Source organism: Armatimonadia bacterium, from assembly GCA_039679385.1.
Lineage (GTDB): Bacteria > Armatimonadota > Zipacnadia > Zipacnadales > JABUFB01 > JAJFTQ01.
The window spans coordinates 15,468-32,343 of sequence record JBDKVB010000075.1; the positions used below are offsets into that span (position 1 = coordinate 15,468).

Consider the following 16,876-nt stretch of genomic DNA (forward strand, 5'->3'; position numbering starts at 1 on the left):
ACGCAGGCCGGCGGACCTCAGTTGTGAGTTCCGGAGGGGCCGTCAGATGAGCGGGACGAGAGCAGGGAGAGAGTGCGGAGGCTGTGAGGTTAGGGGACGGGGCTAGGGTTCGCCCCGTCCCCCGAGACGGGTCAGGATTGGTGCCCCGTCAGGCTACTTGTTGCTCTCGATCCTGGCCTGCACCGCGTCAATCTCGGCCCCGCTGGTCAGTACGCCGAACTCCAGCGAGTACTCCACGACCTCACCCGGCTGCAGGATAACCAGAGTACCGTCCTCGCGGTACTTCTTGCGGCCCTCAACGCGGCAGTTGGCGGGCTCCAGACCTGTGACGTAGGTGCCCTGATCGGGCATCTTCCACTGGGTGAAGTAGGGCAGCGTCGTCTTGTCGTAGGTGAGGTAGGCACCCAGACCGCGACCACCGGCTGCCTCACGGTTCGCCAGGGCAACGGTCGCCTTGTTGTCGCCGTCGACGGCCATGTCGTGGTAGAAGCACTGCTCCTCGTAGTTCGGCGTGGGAGCCTGGAACTTGCGCCACTCGTCGATCCCGGCGGCCGCGATATCATCCCGCGGGAGCGTCTCGCGCGAGTTGACCAAGTACTTCGTGCTGTCTTGGCACAGCGGGAAGCCGAAGTTGCAGTGGTAGACCTGCATGTGCTCCTGCGGCTTGTGACCCAGGTTCTCCACGCGGTCGTGGACCCAGATCTTGTTCTCGCCGAGCTTCGCGCAGACCTTGCGGGTCATCTGCAGGTTGGCCTTGAAAACCTGAGCTTCCGTGACCTTGCCCTGGCACCAGAAGGTGTACTCGTTGCCCTGCCACTCGCCATCCACGTACAGGTTCTTGGCCGGGGTGTGCGAGACGCGACCGTGCAACCCCAGGCCACCTACCAGGTCATAGGAGCCGTCCGCCTGCACCGCCGGATAGCCCTCGGGACCATAGGGGGACGGATCAGCGCAGGGCGCACCGGCCCAGCTCAAGCCACAGGTCAGCAGCAAGCCACCGTGGAAACTGCGCAGCCAGTTGAAGCCCTCCGGGTCGAAATAAGGCGCTGCGACGTCACCGGTATGCGAACGCCAGGCCAGGGACTCTCCGGACCACTCGCAGTCGCCGATGTCCATCCCGCGACCCGCGAGGACCACGAACCGAAGTCCCGCCCCTGTACGGAATTCGACCGCCTCACAACCGGCGGTGTTCCCCTCCACCAGCATCATGCGCTTCGCGCCACCGACCTGATCGACGCTGCCCACGTGGCGCAGCAGTTCCGCCTTGCTCCAGTCTTTGCCGAACAGCTTTGGCATAGGAAAGCCTCCTTGTAAGTTACGCACAGCAAGGGATCGCTTGCACAGTCGAAGGCCGCGACGCCCCGGAAGCAGAGCACGGACCGTCGCGGCCCTTTTGTCCTTCGTCAGCACCTGTCAACCCGACCGGCACGTGCCGGGATGAGGGCCTTGCAGGGCTGGTAGCTACTTCTCGTCCTCGGACACCGTCTTCGTTCCACACTCGGCGCAGAACTTCGCACCGGGCTGAAGTTTGGCACCGCACTCGCTGCAGAAGGCGCCGCCTTTGAGCTTCTCCCCGCAACTGGGGCAGAACTTGGCGTTGACCTCCAGGGAGTGCCCGCATTTCGGGCACGACGCCACGATGGTCTCGCGCCAGTTCTCGGTGGCGAGCTTCTTGTCTTCACTGGCCATCGCGGCGTGTGCCCAGACTTCCTCCACAGAGCGACTGGCCTGAGCCGCCGACATCTCCACACCCAAGTCGGGGGCACACTCCTTGCACAGCCCTCGTTTCTCGTTCCAGCAGCTATCGCGGCAGACCCACCTGGAACACCGCGGGCACTGGGCGAAGTCAGGCTTGAGCTCGGTCATGGCCTCCTGGAAGGCAGCGTCGTGCGCACGCTCCCAGGCCGCCGACTTCACACGCTCGCCGACGTCGGCAGCCCCTCCGAGGATGCCACCGAGGAAACCGCCGGCGACGTTTAGGACCTCCGACACGGTGCCGGTAGCCCAGGTCTTGAACTGACTCCGGAAGCCGGAGCCGCACCGGTCGCAGTAGAACTCGAACTGGAACCCGCGATCGGTGCACTGATCATTGTAGTTGCGGGTGAACTGGATCTTCTCGCTCATTGACTACTCCTTTACGAAGCCGAACTGGGCCAGTGCTGCCCTGGTCTTGGCATACGCATCTCGACGGACCTCGGAGACGCGACTACAGGGCCTTCACTTCGACACTGAGGCCGCTCAACCTCTTGGCGGTAGCCTTCGCAGACGACCACGGGTGGTCGGCGATCTTGCCGCCATAGACGAGCAGCCAGGGACTGTCGGCATCCACGTATTTCTGCCCGGGCTGGAGGGTCACCGGGTCGGCAAGCACTCTCCGGGCGTCGGGGTGCTGCCCGCCGCCGGCGTCAAGCCAGAAGTTGGTGGTGATTGCGTTGGTCAGGGGCCAGCACCCGTAGGCATATCCCAGTTTGGCATCCTGCCAGACACCACCGGCGGCCGAGTAGTAGTTGGGAACATCGGTCACTCCGGCGGTATGATCGTCCTCGGCGCTACCACCGACGAGCCCGTTGAGGTAGAAGAAGTAGCTCTTCAGGATCAGGGGCCGGTCTGAGATGTTCTCGACGTAGTTCAGGCGGGCCAGGAACCAGTTGGTTCCCACCGGGACCAGCAACTGATGGCTGATGCGGAAGCCCACAGGTTGTGCCTGCTGAGCCTGCTGCTTGCCTGCCTCGTCAACGGTGGTGATGGGTGCCGCCGAGCCGCCGGTGGTCGTCACGTTCACCACGCAGGCTGCCGGGCCGAGGCTGATCTGCGGCATGCCTCCGGTGGTCAGGTCTCCGGCATCGGCCTTGACCCACTGGTTCTGCCCATCGACCTCCTGCCAGATCAGCGGATTGTAGCTGCCCAGGAGTGTATTGCCCAGGGAGACGCGGTCCACGACGTTGCCCTCGGAGGGCTTGTTCCACTCGAACTTCAGCGCACCGTTGCTGAGGGTGACGGCGGCCTCGCTGGTCTGCACCTCGATGCCGGGCTTCGGCGCTGCGGATACCCGACCGGTCGAGCGGTAGACCAGAAGCGTGCGGCAGGCCCAGGCCGGCAGATCGGCCATCGACACGGCAATCTGATCGCCAACGACCTGCGACGCAAGCGGGGTGCCGTCGACCGTGGCCACACAAAGCTGTGCGGCACCGGTGGTGGTCTTGTAGCGAGCTGCGAGCGGCAGGTCGGCAAGGCGCACGAACACCACAGCGTCTTTCTGGGGCTCCGCGCTGGCGTTCGTAACAACCAGGGCGGCTGCAGACCTGCTCTGGTCTGCTACCGGTGCCTTGATGCCCGGCACCCACAGCGGCTTCGCGACGAGGTTGTCGGATAGATTCTGATCGCCGCTGGTGTGGTCCGGATCGACCTCCACAACCACGAGGTGCCCGCCGGGAGCGGCGCCCCGAATCACCGGCGCCGGCATCTCTGCACCCGGGGCAAGAGTCATCTCAGTGTCCTTGACCTCGCCATCGAAGCGCACGCGGACCTTCGTGGTCACCGCGGAGTCTCCGTGATTGCAGACCTTCAGGTCCTCGGTGACTCCCAGTTGCGGGTAGTCGCCGCCGTGCAGCTTCGCCGCGGTCGGGTTCACCTTGGTTGCCATCGCCGTCAGCTCGGGATAGGGGACGTCGTCCTCGCTGACCAGACCGTAGTTGGAGTCCTCGGGGAAGGTGTCCGAGATGCCCAGAGCCGGCTCGTCAACCCACATGAAGAAGTCGCTGCCGACCATGAAGGGCAGTCGGAAGAGCATTCCCTGGTAGATCCGGAAGCACTGGCTGCGCTGCGTCTGGGTGTCCACGCGCATCCCTGCGCCGTGCTTGCAGGGCAGACCGGAGTCCAGAGCCGGGAAGGACCACTCGGTCAGCATCATGGGCTTCTGCGCCATCTTGTAGTAATCGGAGTACAGCGCGATCAGGTCGGAGACGTCCTCGGTCTCCAGGTCAATCCGCGGGTACGAGTTGAAGGTGACGATGTCGCAGTACTTCCCGTTGATGTCCCAGATGCCGGCCGGTGCGTTGCCCGCGAACCGGCAACCAATGATCATGTGGTTCGGGTCGTGGCGGCGAATGGCTTCCGTGGTGTACTTGAAGTACATCTCGGCCACGAGACGGGTGTAGCCGAGCTTGTCGGCCTTTACCGCCTCGAGGTTCGGCCCCGTGAGAGTGGACAGGCCCTGGAGTTCGTCAAAGAACTTGAGGCTGATGCCCCAGGCCTTGTTCAGGTCGGCCACCGTCGGGTACTTGTCCTGCAGGTACTTGATCAGGGCCGTCTTCGCCGTATGGCCGGCCGGCTTGAGCATGGCCTCGTCGAACAGGCCGGTCTCGACGTGCGCCTTGCCGTACCACTCCAGCTCGTTGTCCAGGAAGTAGCCGAAGAGCCACGGGTCGCTCTTCTTCTCGGCGCAGGCCTCGCGAGCGCGTCGATCACAGTAAGCCGGCCACTTGGGGCTGAAGACGTTCGGGAAACCCGTCCAGGTGGTCTTCTCGACGATGTTGTCGCTGCTCGAGAAGCTGGAACCAAAGGAGATGAACTCGGTGTGGGTGAGGCCCTTGTAGCGAGCCTCCTGGCCATTGCCCGCCCCGATGAGGTTGAAGCCCCAGGACTTCAGCCGGTCGGTCGCCTGGATGGCCCAGGCGTTCCGGTCGCCCTGCCACTTCGCCTCGTTCTTCCGCTGATAGGGCGAGTAGCCCAGGGTCTGGCACCCATGGCCGTTATAGCGGCAATGGTCGGTCCCGATCGCGTAGAAGGCGTTCCCCTTGGGATCAACCAGCCACCAGCGTCCGTCCTTCTGGATCGTGCGGAAGAAGCCCGTCGCCGGTGCGGTGAAGGTGCCATTGCCGGCCACTCCATAGGGCGGGGCTGTCTTCTCTGCAGCCGGAGTCTCGGGGACAGGATCGGCGGCCACGATCTTGACGTCGTCGAAGCTGCCCTGGAGATTGCCGACCTGCAGGTGCGGCCGGCCTTGCGTCACAGCGTCACCAGTGAACTCCACAACCTTCCTCGCCAGCCTCTTGCCGGCCATGTCCGACACCTCGCCCTCCACGCCCTTCGCGGTCAGGCTGATGCGCAGACGATAGGGTGTGTCAAACTGCCAGTTGAGGTTCATTCCGTCGTCCATGACAGTCTTGGTGCCTGCGCTTGTCGGCCACGCGCTGTCTTTGCCTTGCGCGAGCTCTACCAGATGCCGGGAGTTCTGGTTGTCCGGTGACTCCACCAAGGCCAGGTGCCAGCGGTTGCCCGGGGAGTCGATGAAGCCCAGACCGACGACCTTCCATTCGGGGTTGGTGGCCTTGCGCACCAGAACCGTCGCTTCCATGGTAAGGGTGCGGTAGCGTGGCTGGTCGGCCAGCATGGCCGGGCTGCCCCCGCCCGAGAACTGGTACTTGCCGTCGCGAACCTCCCAACTTACCACGTCGGTCGACCACGTCGGACTGCCATCACTCCCGGCGACATAGCCGGAGAAGTCATCCGTAACAGTTACGGGTTGCGCGAGGGTTGCTGCGCAGACCATCAACGCGGCTACAGCTAGGACATAACGCATGTAGGTCACCTCTTGTCGCTTACTGGCGAGCGAGTGCCGACATGGGTAGGCTCGCCTCGCCACTGAGTTTTCATCAGAGTTGGTAGGTTCGGCACGAAGCCCTCAGACCCCTTCCTCGCTGCGAGGGCTTTGGCCTTGTGCGGAGCTTGCAGTCGGTGTACAATGCGTACCGTACTGAGTTCGGCCTCTCGTGCTCTGGGTGCGAGGGCGAACTCGGGGCACAGTCAGTCATACTACCTTCGGCGTTCAGTTCCGTTGCCCGTCTGCGCGACCCCGTTGAGAGCGCAGGCCTGGCACACCCTCTCTCTCCGGAGAGCTAACGGTACCAGGCTTCACGACCCAGGGGCCACCGCAGGCTGGAATCGGTTGACACAGGACCCGTCACGTGCTATCGTATGGGTCCGCCTCCCCGTGCATCGGGAGGTGAACCCGTTTTGGAGGGCGTGCGAAGTGGCACAGTATCGTAGGGACAGGGAGCAGCAGGACGAATTCCAGGATCGCGTCATTCGCATTGACCGCACCCGCAAGACCGTGAAGGGCGGGCGTATCTCCAGTTCGCGTGTCTGCGCAGTGGTCGGCGACGGGAAGGGTAGCGTGGGCTTTGGCATGGGCCGCGCCCTGAGCGCAACCGACGGCATCGCTAAGGCGCTCGCGCAGGCCAAGAAGCGCATGATCCGCGTTCCGATGGATGGGTACACCATTCCCCATGCAGTACAGGCCAAGGTTGGTGGAGCAGTCATTCTCCTCAAGCCGGCTTCGCGTGGTACCGGGATCATTGCCGGTGGCGCAGTGCGTCAGATCATGGAAGTCAGCGGCATCCGCGACGTCTTAACCAAGTCCCTGGGAAGCGGCAACGTCATGAACCGCGCCAAGGCCTGCTTCAAGGCACTGCAGTTGCTCCGCAACCCGGCAGACGTGGCGGCCCTGCGTGGCAAGACCTCCCACGACATCCTCGGCCGTGACATTGAGGACCCGTACGCCGATGCAGCCGCTCTGGCCGCCGCAGAAGAGCGCCGCAAGAGCGCCTTGGGCTCCAGCAAGGATGACGAGAGCGACAACGGGTAGCCTTCCGTTGCCCTGAAGGTCGTGACCATAGCTGTTGAAAGGGAGAGAGCCGAGGCTCTCTCCCTTTTTTTGTTGTGCCTGGAGACTCGTCGGCCTTCTGGCGAAAGCCATCGTCGGTGCTCAACGCCGCAGCCGGGGCCCGTGCCCAGAAGCCTGCTTGGACGGTCGTGACCAGAACTGATAGAAGGGAGAGAGCCGTGGCTCTCTCCCTTTTTGTTGTGCCTGGAGACTCGTCAGCCTTCTGGCGAAAGCCATCGTCGGTGCTCAACGCCGCAGCCACGGCTCGTGCCCAGAAGCCTGCCTGGACGGTGGAGCCCTTCTACCGGTGGCGCCGAGAGGCACCGCGTTGGTCGGTTGTTCAATGAAGATGGGGGGTCGGTAGGGGAAGACGGCCGGAAGCCCAATCAGGAATCGTCAAATCGGGCCTGCCCCGGGGCAGAAGCAGGCCCGATTCGAGTGCGCGTCCCATGAGCTTCGAGAAAGCGGTGGGTGTGGGCCGCGCAGACCCTCAAACTCAGCCTGGGCGCAAGTCTAGGGGGTGACTTGAGCTGTGTTGAGGGCCGTGGTACAGGCCTGAGTGCGATCGTAGCTTCGTAGCGTGGTGCGACCTGTGCAGCCTTGTACAAGTTCACCCTAACATATCTGCACAGCCTTGTCAACCCCCAATCGCGAATCGCGCGTACTTCCCCGGGGTCCCCGGCCGGGAACACCAGACCACGCGGGGGCACACACGCGCACTTGCGCCGCCGCCTGGACCGGCGACGGCGCGGGCTACGAGCGTGGAAGACAGGCCTTACCTAACGATGGGGACGCCGCTTGTTGAGGAAACGTTGCATGCGCTCCGAGGCCATCTCGGTCTCTTTGCGCTCGGAGACAACGTCAAACCACGCCAGCAGAGGACAGACGACGACGGCCACCAGGAGTATCTTGAGGGCGGCTGAGAGGTTCCAGCAGGCCCCCACCCCGACGATGCCCAGGGTCAGAAGGCAGTAGCCGGTGATGCGCACTACCCACGGATCCTGGTCAAGGTAGTGAGCGACCATACGCGCTCCCAGCACGGCGAGCGCGCCTCCGGCGACGGCAGCGAAGGCGAACCTGAGCCAGTACTCCTCCATCATCCGACATCCCTCCAGTCTGGTAGGACGGCTCCGACCAGGCAACGCTGCTGTACTTCCCAACTGCTCGGGGGTCGTACCGGCGTGGCGAAGGACTGCTTCGGTCGCCTCGAGTCGCAGGGCACCTGCAACCTTCCCTCGGATGCCCTGGACCCGTGTGGCTCGCTCAACCTACGACTTCAGGGATGCAACTGCAGACCTACCACCCCAGCCGCTTGCGCATCCATCCAGGGAGAACGGGCGGGTACTCGTTGCACAACAGGTGCAGCGGCGCTTCGTCCTCGTCGATCGCCGGGAAGCGCGCCACATTGTCGAGGAAGCGGTTGTCGTGCTCGTCGTCATTGACCTTCGAGACCTCGCCAACCAAGGCCGTGCCATGGCCCTCCTCAGCCCAGAAGGTGTGGTAGTTGAAGGAGGGCAGAGTGATGCTCATTCCGGGCGTCAGACAGAGGGTGGCACCGGGCTCCACCTCGTAGCGGTGCCCATCCACGTTGACCGGCACGGGGTTCTCCTTGTCGAGCTCTTCCGTGCCCGGGGTCGAGTTGTAGACCCTCACCATCAGGTTGCCGCCAGCGCGGCAGATGATGTCCTCCATCTTGTCGAAGTGGAAATGATAGGGGGTGTACTGGTTCTCCTTGACAACCAGCAGCTTCTCGCAGTAGGGCTTGTCGTACTGGCTCGAGCCGCCCGGGAAGCCGTTGCGAATCGTGAACAGAGCCAGGCCGACCTTGTTGAAGTCGCCGCTGCCATAGTCAGTGAGGTCCCAGCCAAGCTTGCAGTCGCGGATCTCGTCGTACTCGTGTCCGGCCTTCAGCCACTCCTCCGGTGACCAGAACCCCCACGAAGGCAGGTTGAACTGATACTGCCGACACAGGCCGATGATCTCGCCTAGGACCTCGTTGATCTCAGAGCGTTTCATGAATACTCTCCTTCTGGAACATGCCCAAACCAGGCCGAGAACCGCCCACTGAGCCTTGCCATACCCTTCGCACGTGCGCAGTTCGCTTCGGATTCATGATACCTGCTTGCCCCAGGAGCCGCAAGACCTGCGCTGCCGAACCTCACCCCAGCGAGACCAGGGTGCCCGTGTCTGCCGCCTTCTTGGCAGCCAGAGCCAGAAGCAGCGCCCGCTTGCCGTCCTCGCCGGTCACTGCCGGAGCCTGGTCCCCGGCGATTGCCGCCAGGAAGTTCCGCATCTGCAGAAGGTAGAAGTCGTCACGTTCGAACTCGCACCTATGGCTGCGCCAGGACCGATCATGCTCGGTGTATAGTCGAACCTCGTTGTCCTCGTAGCTCCACTCGATGGTGCCCTTGTCCCCCACCAACTCAAGCCCGCGCTTGTAGTTGAGCTGGAAGTCGTTCAGATGAGCGGTAGCCATCACGCCATCCCCGAAGCGCAGGAGCAGCATCGCCGCGTCCTCCACGTCCTCATCAACCGCGAGCGCATAGTGGCCTGTCTGCGCCTGAACCTGCAGCGCAGGCCCCAGCAGCCACTGGATGTAGTCGAGTTCATGGGTCGCGTTGTACAGCACGCCGCCACCTGTCGCTGCATGAGCCCAGTACAGTTGCGCATACTCCGGCCGGTACTTCCCGATGAAGGAGCCACACTTGATCGCAGCGAGACGAACCGTGCCGATGGCCCCTGTGTCCAGCAGCGCTTTGACCTCGTGCAGATTCGGATGGTGCCGCAGCACGTAGCCAACCTGCAGCACGCGTGACTTGCTCCGACACAGGTCGATCAGCTCGTCCACGCCGTCCGGCACGGTCGAGATCGGCTTCTCCACGAACAGATGGCAGCCTGCTTCGGCGGCTCTCATGGCCTGCGGAAGGTGCTGATCGGTCGGCGTACACACCAGCACGGCATCCTGCTGCGCGAGATCGGCCTCGTCGTAGGAGCCCAGAGTGTGGGCGACGCCGTACAGCTCGCGCATGGCTTCCTGGCGTTCAGGGCGCGGGTCACAGGCTGTGAGCTCCACACCACCGATCTTGGTCAGACACCGCAGGTGACGCTCACCAATGGAACCGCAGCCGAGAACCAGGGCACGCAGCATAAAGACCTCCGAGTCGATAGCAGTGGGGACGACACCATATTCGACCGCCAGAGCGCCATACCTTCGTGATCTCCCCGACGGCAGAGGTGTGCAGGCAGCCACGGGGAACCTGTGCCCAAGGACCTATCGGTACCGCTGGAAGGGCGCCAGACAGGGCCTTGCGGTGCCCGTTGCCATCCTTGTCAGGGAGGCTCCTGTGCCATGACCGCACGCGAACGCTGGCACGCTATCCTGCACCATGAGCCGGTCGACCGCCTGCCCTATAGCTTCGGCGGACCACGTGCCTCGACTTTCGCTGCCTGGCGGCGGCAAGGGCTGTCTGAGGAACTCCAGCGCAATTGGGGCAGTTTCACCGGTAGCGACGGCGGGATGGGCATCGGCAAGCTCTACTGCGGACCTCTGCCGCCCTTTGAGGAACGGGTCCTTTCCGAGGAGGGCAACCTGCGCATCTGGATCGACCACTGGGGCGTCAAGCGCATGGACGCCATTCACCAACCAACCGAGGGCTTTGCGACCCGCAAGTACCTTGAGTTCCCGGTGCGCGACAAGGCAACCTGGGAGGAGATGAAGACCCACTTCGACCCCCACACACCGGAGCGGACCGAGCCGTCGCAGGCGACGACGACCCTCAACCCGGACGGCTACCGCCACAACCTCGGCGGTCAGTCGTGGCGCGACCTTATCGACCGGTGCAACTCGTCGCAGGTCCCCGTCGGGTTCACGGTGCCCTGTCTGTACTGGACCGCCCGAGATTGGTGCGGCTTCGAGGGCCTGTCGATGCTGTTCTATGACCAGCCCTCACTTGTGCATGACATGTTCGAGTTCTGGACCTGGTTCCTCATCGAGCTTCTCGACGAGCCCCTCACGCATCTCAAGGCCGACTACGTCATCCTCAACGAAGACATGGCCTTCAAGGGCCAGTCGATGATCTCCCCCGCTGCGATGCGGGAGTTCATGCTGCCCCGGTACAAGCGTCTCTACGAGTTCTTCCACAGCAAGGGCCTCGACGCGGTCTTCATGGACTCCGACGGCTACAACGGGCAGATACTCGAGGCGATGTACCCCGCGGCCATCGACGGCATCACTCCCATGGAGATTGCCGCCGGCAACGACCCGGCGCAGTACCTGGCACGCTACCCAGGTCTGTACCTGGAGGGCGGAATCGACAAGCGGGAGATGCGCTTCTCGCGCGAACAACTCCGGGCCGAGGTGAAGCGGCGTTACGAGACAGCGTGGGAGTACGGGCGATACGTTCCGCACGTGGACCACGGGGTGCCACCCGACATCCCGCTTCGCAACTACCTGTACTACGTGGAACTCGCGCAGGGCTTCGCACGAGGTGAGGACCTGGAGACCTACGAGCCGGCCTGTGAACTCGAGAAGCAGTTGGGGCCCATCGAGGAGATGTTTGACCCACGCTCGGCCCTTGCGGCGGCCTACGGTGACGAGGAGGATTCCTGAGCTGCTGAGAACCTGCCGGTAGGGCTCAATCTGCATCGGCTGGCGGCTGGTACAGGCCCTGATCCTGTGGGAAGCGCTTCCTGAGGCCGTCGTAGAAGGCCTCTGCACTCAAGGGCGGGCGCCATCCATGGGCGACCCATTGCTGCAGGACGCGCACGAAGAGCATCCTTGCGCTCCGTTCCTCGTCAGTGAGCGGCGTTGCCTTCTGGGGCGTCGCCGCACCACCCTTGCCCGGATCGCCTCGCAGCTCCCGCAGCCGCGCCTCCACGAATCGCCATACGGCCTCCTCGTCATCGCAGCCCGAGGTGCTCTCGCCTTCGGCACCGGACGCAGCCCCCTTCCCCTCCTCCAGGTCGAAGGGCTTGAGAGCGGAGATGACCAGGTCCTTCTGCACCGCGTTCAGCGTTGAGGCCTGCTTGAAGCTGGGTTGGCGCTTGTCGAGAATCCGCACATCGACGACCAGGAACCCGGCGTCCTTGAGGGCCTGCTGGATCGCCGCCCAGACCTCGTTCTGCGAGTTATGGAACTCGACCGTGATCCAGCGTCCGGGCTTAAGGATGCGCCGGAACTCCGAGAAGCACGCCTGCAGAAGCGCCTTGTAGTCCGCGACACTCTTGCGCTGGCGCCGGCTCACGACCGCCTCCGCCCGCTGAGCCGTGCAGATCCCCAGCCAGCTTTCCCACAGGAAGTTGACCTCCGAGTACAGGATGTTCTGGCCGAAGGGCGGGTCCGTGAAGATGTAGTCCACGCAGTCGTCGGGGATGTTGGGCAGCGAGGTCCCTGACTGGGTCGAGATACGGATGTCGTAGAGGTGTGCGGACGCAGACCGCGCGCAGTCGGCCTCCAGGCGCTGCAACATCCGCCCGGCGCTCCGGAACCTGCGCTCCAGCGTTCGGATCACGTTCACTTCGCGGCGCATACGCGGGAAGTACAACACGAGGGGCACCGGTCCCTGGTAGGCCCGGCGCATTCGGGTGAACCCGATCGAGACGTTGAGGATGGTCTGATAGGCAAAATGGCGAACCCGCGCGGGGGCCTCAAGCTCCTGCGCAAACTGTAGAGCCGCGGCGAGAGCCCACAGCGACCGCCGAAAGTAGAAGTCCTCGACCTTCCGCACCCCTGTGTGGTAGCCGCGCCGCCACATGTCGCCCCAGCCTTCAGTCGTGGTCTCGCGGTTCATCATCCAGTTGTCGGGGAACCAGTAGGGGATCTGCTGCGAGGCGACTGCCTCGAGGATTGCCAGGTCCTCAGGGCCCGCCTCGAACTCGGTTGCTTCTTCTGCGGTGGGTCCAGCGTCTTCGTCCTGAGACACGTCGGACCTGCGACGCTTGTGCCGCTCCCAGACGCCGGCTGCCCGCAGCGAAGCCGGTGTGTAACGCACCCTCAGAGGGATCTCGCGGGTGACCCCACTCTCCTCCAGCACCCGCTGCAGCCTGCGTCTGCCGATGGGGCGACCGCACTCGGGGCACACAATCCCTGACGTCGGTCGCCGGGCGGCCAGGTCAAAGCCGAAATCCGCGAAGGGGGCCACGTGGTCGCAGTACGGGCACCGGTACACTTCGCTCCACACCACGTAGTCGGTCTCGCGCCCATCCGGCAGTCGGTATAACCAGTCGCACTCCTCACGCAGCCGACTGAGCACCTGGGCGAAGGCCTCCTGGACAGCCCCCGCGTCGACCGGCAGACAGTACGCAGCAGCAAGAGCTGTCGCCGCAGGAGACAAGTCCGCGAGGAGAGCTCGACGGCCTGTCAGGCGTGCAGCGACCCCGGTCATTCCCGAACCGCAGAAGCCGTCGAAAACGATATCGCCTGCACTCGTGAAATGCTCGATGTAGCGACTGATCGCGCGGGGAGGAACCTTGGTGTGGTAGATCTGGCCCTTGTAGATGGGATCGCCGCGCCCTTCACTGATGTCGGCGGCGAAGGGCGCGGCGATGGAAGCGGTATCAGGGGAGTTATCCTTCACGAACTCGCCGATGAAGGGGTTGGGACACGGCGTGTACTCGGGTGCGAGAGCGACCTGCAGGAGCGTCTCGTCGTCGCCAATCGGACAGCCCTCGACCGACCTCAATTCCGCGAGACCGGCAACAAGACGCTGGTGGCAACCCGAGTTGTCTCCGCGCAGGTAGATCACCTCAGAGTGCGCCGCGTGCGGCAGGATTGGCCCCGCTGCTACTTGAGTTCGGCGACAACCGACTTCATATAGCGCACATCGATTCGGCACTGGTCGACAACCGAGTCCGGCGGCAGGTTCGCATACTCGCAGTGGAAGCTGATCGGTCCCCCGAAGTTCGTGTCCTTGAGTATCTGCATGACCTGCGGGAAGTTGCCAAAGCCCATACCCAGCGGGAACATGTCGATCCGCCACTCGGACTTGCCATCGCGGACATACCGCTGCCGGACGAGGTCCTTGAAGGCCAAGGCCGACATGTAGTCCTTGACGATGTCCAGGGCCATCGGGTAGGGCTCGCCGACGATGGACAGGTGACCCACGTCGGTGAACACACCGACGAGCCTGGGGTCGAAGCCCTTCATGATGTTCATGACCGAGCAGGAGTTCAGGCCCATGGTGCTGCCCGAGTGGTTGTGGACGATGGGCTTCACACCGGTCTTCTCTGCCAGCTTGGCGAAGCCCTCCAGGCGCTGGCGGCACCGGTCGATGGTGGCCCAGTACCCGCCCTCCTCCATGTACCAGTAGCCGAGTTTCACGAGCTTCACGCCAGCCTCCGCGCAGGCCTCGAGCAGCGGCTCGGCGTAGTCGATTCCGGCCTCGGTGAAGTCGCCCGGGGTGGTGATGAGCGGGATGCAGAGCCCGTTGTCCGCGAACATCTTGGCGGCCCTGGGCAACTCGGTCTTGGCGTTCTCGGGGTTCACCGGGTAGCCAGGACGGACACACAGATCGGCGCCCTCGACCCCCGCGTGCTTGAGGCCATCGATGATCTGCTCCAGTCCCCAGCCTGTGAGATGCTTGGTGAACATGATCCACGGTCGCATGGGAACGTCTCCTTTGGCGCTTGGCGTCGCCCGCACGGTGACGGGCGCTTGCTTGTCGTGGAAGGCGCACTGACGGACATGACTTCGCCGCGGGAGGCCCACAGACCTCCTCTGATCGGAGCGTCTCACTAGCTCGTCGTGGGATCAGGGATTCGAACTGGAGGCCTCGTCCGTGTGGGGCTTGAGGGGACGCCAGCGAGCATCTTCGGGGATACGCACATCGATGTATTCGGGCTGGCTGCGCAGGGAGTGGGCGTAGCGCTCAATGGCTGCCGCGCAGATCATCTTGCGGACGAGGTTATCAGGGCCGCCAAGCCGCACCTGCGTGCCGGTCGGAGTCGTCAAGGTGAAGGCGTAGCGTTGGCTCAGGTCGAGGGTGAAACCCAGCCCCATTCCGCCACGTCTGGCGCCCTGGATGCACTCCAGTGTCGCCTGCACACTGTCGGCGTCCAGGCGTCCACCGGTGATTCCCTGGGCATCCAATCGCACGACGACGCGGGGCTGACTGGGCAGAGGGCGCGTCGTGTGGAACAGAAGAACGCCCTCCTGATCGACCAGGGCATAGTCCTTCACGTCCCGCAGCGCGAAGACGGGCTGCCGCTCAGTCACCTGCATCGTGATGCGCCCTGGCAGCTCGCGAAGGATCTCGACACGCAATACCCGGGGACACGCACCAGCCTGTTGGGCCAGGCGACTGATGGGCAGAAAGACGGTGTTGGCTCTTGGCGGGAGTCGGATAAGGTCCCGCACCTCGCGCGCCACCGAAAGATCATCAGCGCGGACGACGACTTCACGCACCAGGAAAAGGTCGGAACGGAGCAACCCCAACAGCGCCGAACCAACGACAACCACGAAGGCAGGGGCGAGGGCACGGAGAACGAACCGCCAGGTCATGTGCCCGGAGGGCCCTCTGGCTTCGTAACGAGCGCCCGCCGGCGCGAGGGTTGGTGCGGACTGGCTACGTTGCATGGCTGCAGAGACTACCGATTCAGATTGCTGGTCCAGACGGCGGTAAGGCTTGCCCCGGCCCGTCTCTGGACACTCCCGAACCGGGATATCGCCAGCTCGCAGCAGTGCTCGCAAAGCAGGGAAGTGCCCCGTGGATCTGCGCTGGCTGCCTCAGACAAGGAGCTCGGCCAACTGCTGACCGACCTTGTAGATATCGCCGGCCCCAAGCGTGAGCACGAGGTCGCCCGGACGCACCAGTTCCTTCAGCGCCTGCGCGAGCTGGGTCTTGTCACGAACCAGCTCGAGGGGCTTGTCGGGCTCGTTGCGCCGGATTTCGTCCACCAGATGGCTGACATCGAAGAACTCCAGGCCATCGTCGCGAGGCTGGTAGATGTCGGTCAAGACCACCAGATCGGCGTCGCGGAAGGACTGCCCGAACTCGGTGAGCAGGTCCCGTGTGCGGCTGCGTAGATGGGGCTGGAACACAGCTACCAGTCGCCCTTCATGGGTCTTCCGAGCCGCCGCAAGCGTCGCCTGGATCTCCGTCGGATGATGGGCGTAGTCGTCGACGATCCGGACACCCTTGCACTCGGCCACGAACTCGAAGCGCCGTCCAATCGTGTGGTAGGTGGCCACTCCCCGGGCCGCCTCGCACAGGTCAAGACCGGAGGCGACGGCGCACCCAAGGGCCGCGAGCGCATTGCTGACCATGTGCTCGCCCATCACCTGGAGGTGAACGTCGCAGACTTTCTCGTCATGGTACAGCAACTCGAAGTCGGAGCCTTGCGCCGTGATCTGCACCTTCCGGGCCTGCAGGTCGGCAGGGACGTGCAGCCCGTAGGATAGATGATGCGCTGTCGGTGAGGTCTCGGCTACCCGAGTGACTACCGGCGAGTCGGCGTTGTAGACGATGAAGCCTTCTCGGTCGGCAACAGCGGCAAAGCGCTCGAAGGCATGGATGACCCCCTCGATGCTCCCATGCTGGTCGAGGTGATCGGCCTCGATACTCGTGATGACCTGCGAAGTGCCCACATAGTGCACGAAGCTGCCATCGCTCTCGCAGGCCTCGAAGATCACGGCATCACCGTCGCCAAGCCGGAAGTTGCCGCCCAGAAGCGGCGATTCGGCCCCGACGAAGACCGTCGGATCGGTCCCGGCGGCCAGGAAGACAGTGGCAGCCATGGCCGTTGTGCTCGACTTGCCATGAGTTCCCGAGATTGCGATCCCGTGCTTGCCCCGGCACATCCAGGCAAGGAGCTCCGACCGGTGATGGATCGGGATGCCGGCGACCTTGGCAGCAACGATCTCCGGGTTGCCGTCGGGCACCGCGGTCGTGCGGATCACGACCTTCGAGCCGGTAACGTTGCTGGCCGCATGGCCGATGTGGACGGTCGCACCGTCTGCGCGCAAAGCCTGCACGGTCGGGCTATCGGCGATGTCCGAGCCCGAAACGGTGAACCCGAGCTTGAGCAAGGCGTGGGCGAGGCCGCTCATGCTGACCCCGCCAATGCCGGCGAAGAACACGTGTTGGTTTTTGTCCAGTTCCATAGCAGTAACGGCGGAGACCAGGCTTCCGCCAGGGCCACGGCAGCATAGGTGTATCACACAAGAGGGCACGTCGCCGCACACGGCAGACGGCTGCCCGGAGATCCATTGTAGAC

12 protein-coding genes are annotated in these 16,876 nt (G+C 63.9%); 2 read left to right on the forward strand and 10 right to left on the reverse strand.

The genetic code is table 11. From position 1 onward, the window contains the following. Nucleotides 1-153 precede the first annotated feature (153 nt). From ABFE16_09220 to ABFE16_09230, 3 genes are all read right to left on the reverse strand, one after another. A complete protein-coding gene (locus tag ABFE16_09220) occupies nt 154-1,296 on the reverse strand; it encodes an aldose 1-epimerase family protein (GenBank protein ID MEN6345477.1) in 1,143 nt (380 codons plus the stop codon). A 165-nt stretch (nt 1,297-1,461) separates the two neighbouring features. Beyond that, complete coding sequence (locus ABFE16_09225; protein MEN6345478.1) at nt 1,462-2,124, reverse strand: zinc ribbon domain-containing protein; 663 nt, start codon at nt 2,122-2,124, stop codon at nt 1,462-1,464. Between the two features lie 82 nt (nt 2,125-2,206). Further along, complete coding sequence (locus ABFE16_09230) at nt 2,207-5,581, reverse strand: beta-galactosidase (GenBank protein MEN6345479.1); 3,375 nt, start codon at nt 5,579-5,581, stop codon at nt 2,207-2,209. A gap of 450 nt (nt 5,582-6,031) precedes the next feature. Between ABFE16_09230 and rpsE the strand changes: the two genes are divergently transcribed. Then, nucleotides 6,032-6,646, forward strand: coding sequence for a 30S ribosomal protein S5 (gene rpsE / locus ABFE16_09235; GenBank protein ID MEN6345480.1), 615 nt, complete (start codon nt 6,032-6,034; stop codon nt 6,644-6,646). 797 nt (nt 6,647-7,443) lie between these two features. On the opposite strand, the gene ABFE16_09240 is transcribed toward rpsE, so the two are convergent. The 3 genes from ABFE16_09240 to ABFE16_09250 all read right to left on the reverse strand — a co-directional run bounded on the left by ABFE16_09240 (nt 7,444) and on the right by ABFE16_09250 (nt 9,812). After that, the gene (locus ABFE16_09240) at nt 7,444-7,764 is read right to left on the reverse strand and encodes a hypothetical protein (protein MEN6345481.1); all 321 of its coding nucleotides are present in this window, start codon (nt 7,762-7,764) and stop codon (nt 7,444-7,446) included. Nucleotides 7,765-7,960: 196 nt separating this feature from the next. Continuing rightward, nucleotides 7,961-8,680 carry a D-lyxose/D-mannose family sugar isomerase gene (locus ABFE16_09245; protein ID MEN6345482.1) on the reverse strand — a complete coding sequence of 240 codons (720 nt, stop codon included), beginning with the start codon at nt 8,678-8,680 and terminating at the stop codon, nt 7,961-7,963. Nucleotides 8,681-8,822: 142 nt separating this feature from the next. After that, the gene (locus ABFE16_09250; protein MEN6345483.1) at nt 8,823-9,812 is read right to left on the reverse strand and encodes a Gfo/Idh/MocA family oxidoreductase; all 990 of its coding nucleotides are present in this window, start codon (nt 9,810-9,812) and stop codon (nt 8,823-8,825) included. Between the two features lie 201 nt (nt 9,813-10,013). Between ABFE16_09250 and ABFE16_09255 the strand changes: the two genes are divergently transcribed. Then, nucleotides 10,014-11,273, forward strand: coding sequence for a uroporphyrinogen decarboxylase family protein (locus ABFE16_09255; GenBank protein ID MEN6345484.1), 1,260 nt, complete (start codon nt 10,014-10,016; stop codon nt 11,271-11,273). Nucleotides 11,274-11,298: 25 nt separating this feature from the next. On the opposite strand, the gene ABFE16_09260 is transcribed toward ABFE16_09255, so the two are convergent. The 4 genes from ABFE16_09260 to murC all read right to left on the reverse strand — a co-directional run bounded on the left by ABFE16_09260 (nt 11,299) and on the right by murC (nt 16,763). Beyond that, nucleotides 11,299-13,407 carry a DNA methyltransferase gene (locus tag ABFE16_09260; protein MEN6345485.1) on the reverse strand — a complete coding sequence of 703 codons (2,109 nt, stop codon included), beginning with the start codon at nt 13,405-13,407 and terminating at the stop codon, nt 11,299-11,301. A 38-nt stretch (nt 13,408-13,445) separates the two neighbouring features. Further along, on the reverse strand, nt 13,446-14,267 hold the full coding sequence (locus tag ABFE16_09265; GenBank protein MEN6345486.1) for a sugar phosphate isomerase/epimerase family protein: 822 nt from the start codon (nt 14,265-14,267) through the stop codon (nt 13,446-13,448). A gap of 144 nt (nt 14,268-14,411) precedes the next feature. Beyond that, a complete protein-coding gene (locus ABFE16_09270) occupies nt 14,412-15,236 on the reverse strand; it encodes a hypothetical protein (GenBank protein ID MEN6345487.1) in 825 nt (274 codons plus the stop codon). 150 nt (nt 15,237-15,386) lie between these two features. Continuing rightward, complete coding sequence (gene murC / locus ABFE16_09275; protein MEN6345488.1) at nt 15,387-16,763, reverse strand: UDP-N-acetylmuramate--L-alanine ligase; 1,377 nt, start codon at nt 16,761-16,763, stop codon at nt 15,387-15,389. Nucleotides 16,764-16,876 lie beyond the last annotated feature (113 nt).

Bases quoted from the DNA above. Each gene is read 5' to 3' on its own strand.
- ABFE16_09220 (MEN6345477.1), bottom strand. From the start codon at position 1,296: ATGCCAAAGCTGTTCGGCAAAGACTGGAGCAAGGCGGAACTGCTGCGC.
- ABFE16_09225 (MEN6345478.1), bottom strand. From the start codon at position 2,124: ATGAGCGAGAAGATCCAGTTCACCCGCAACTACAATGATCAGTGCACC.
- ABFE16_09230 (MEN6345479.1), bottom strand. From the start codon at position 5,581: ATGCGTTATGTCCTAGCTGTAGCCGCGTTGATGGTCTGCGCAGCAACC.
- ABFE16_09240 (MEN6345481.1), bottom strand. From the start codon at position 7,764: ATGATGGAGGAGTACTGGCTCAGGTTCGCCTTCGCTGCCGTCGCCGGA.
- ABFE16_09245 (MEN6345482.1), bottom strand. From the start codon at position 8,680: ATGAAACGCTCTGAGATCAACGAGGTCCTAGGCGAGATCATCGGCCTG.
- ABFE16_09250 (MEN6345483.1), bottom strand. From the start codon at position 9,812: ATGCTGCGTGCCCTGGTTCTCGGCTGCGGTTCCATTGGTGAGCGTCAC.
- ABFE16_09255 (MEN6345484.1), top strand. From the start codon at position 10,014: ATGACCGCACGCGAACGCTGGCACGCTATCCTGCACCATGAGCCGGTC.
- ABFE16_09265 (MEN6345486.1), bottom strand. From the start codon at position 14,267: ATGCGACCGTGGATCATGTTCACCAAGCATCTCACAGGCTGGGGACTG.
- ABFE16_09270 (MEN6345487.1), bottom strand. From the start codon at position 15,236: ATGCAACGTAGCCAGTCCGCACCAACCCTCGCGCCGGCGGGCGCTCGT.
- murC (MEN6345488.1), bottom strand. From the start codon at position 16,763: ATGGAACTGGACAAAAACCAACACGTGTTCTTCGCCGGCATTGGCGGG.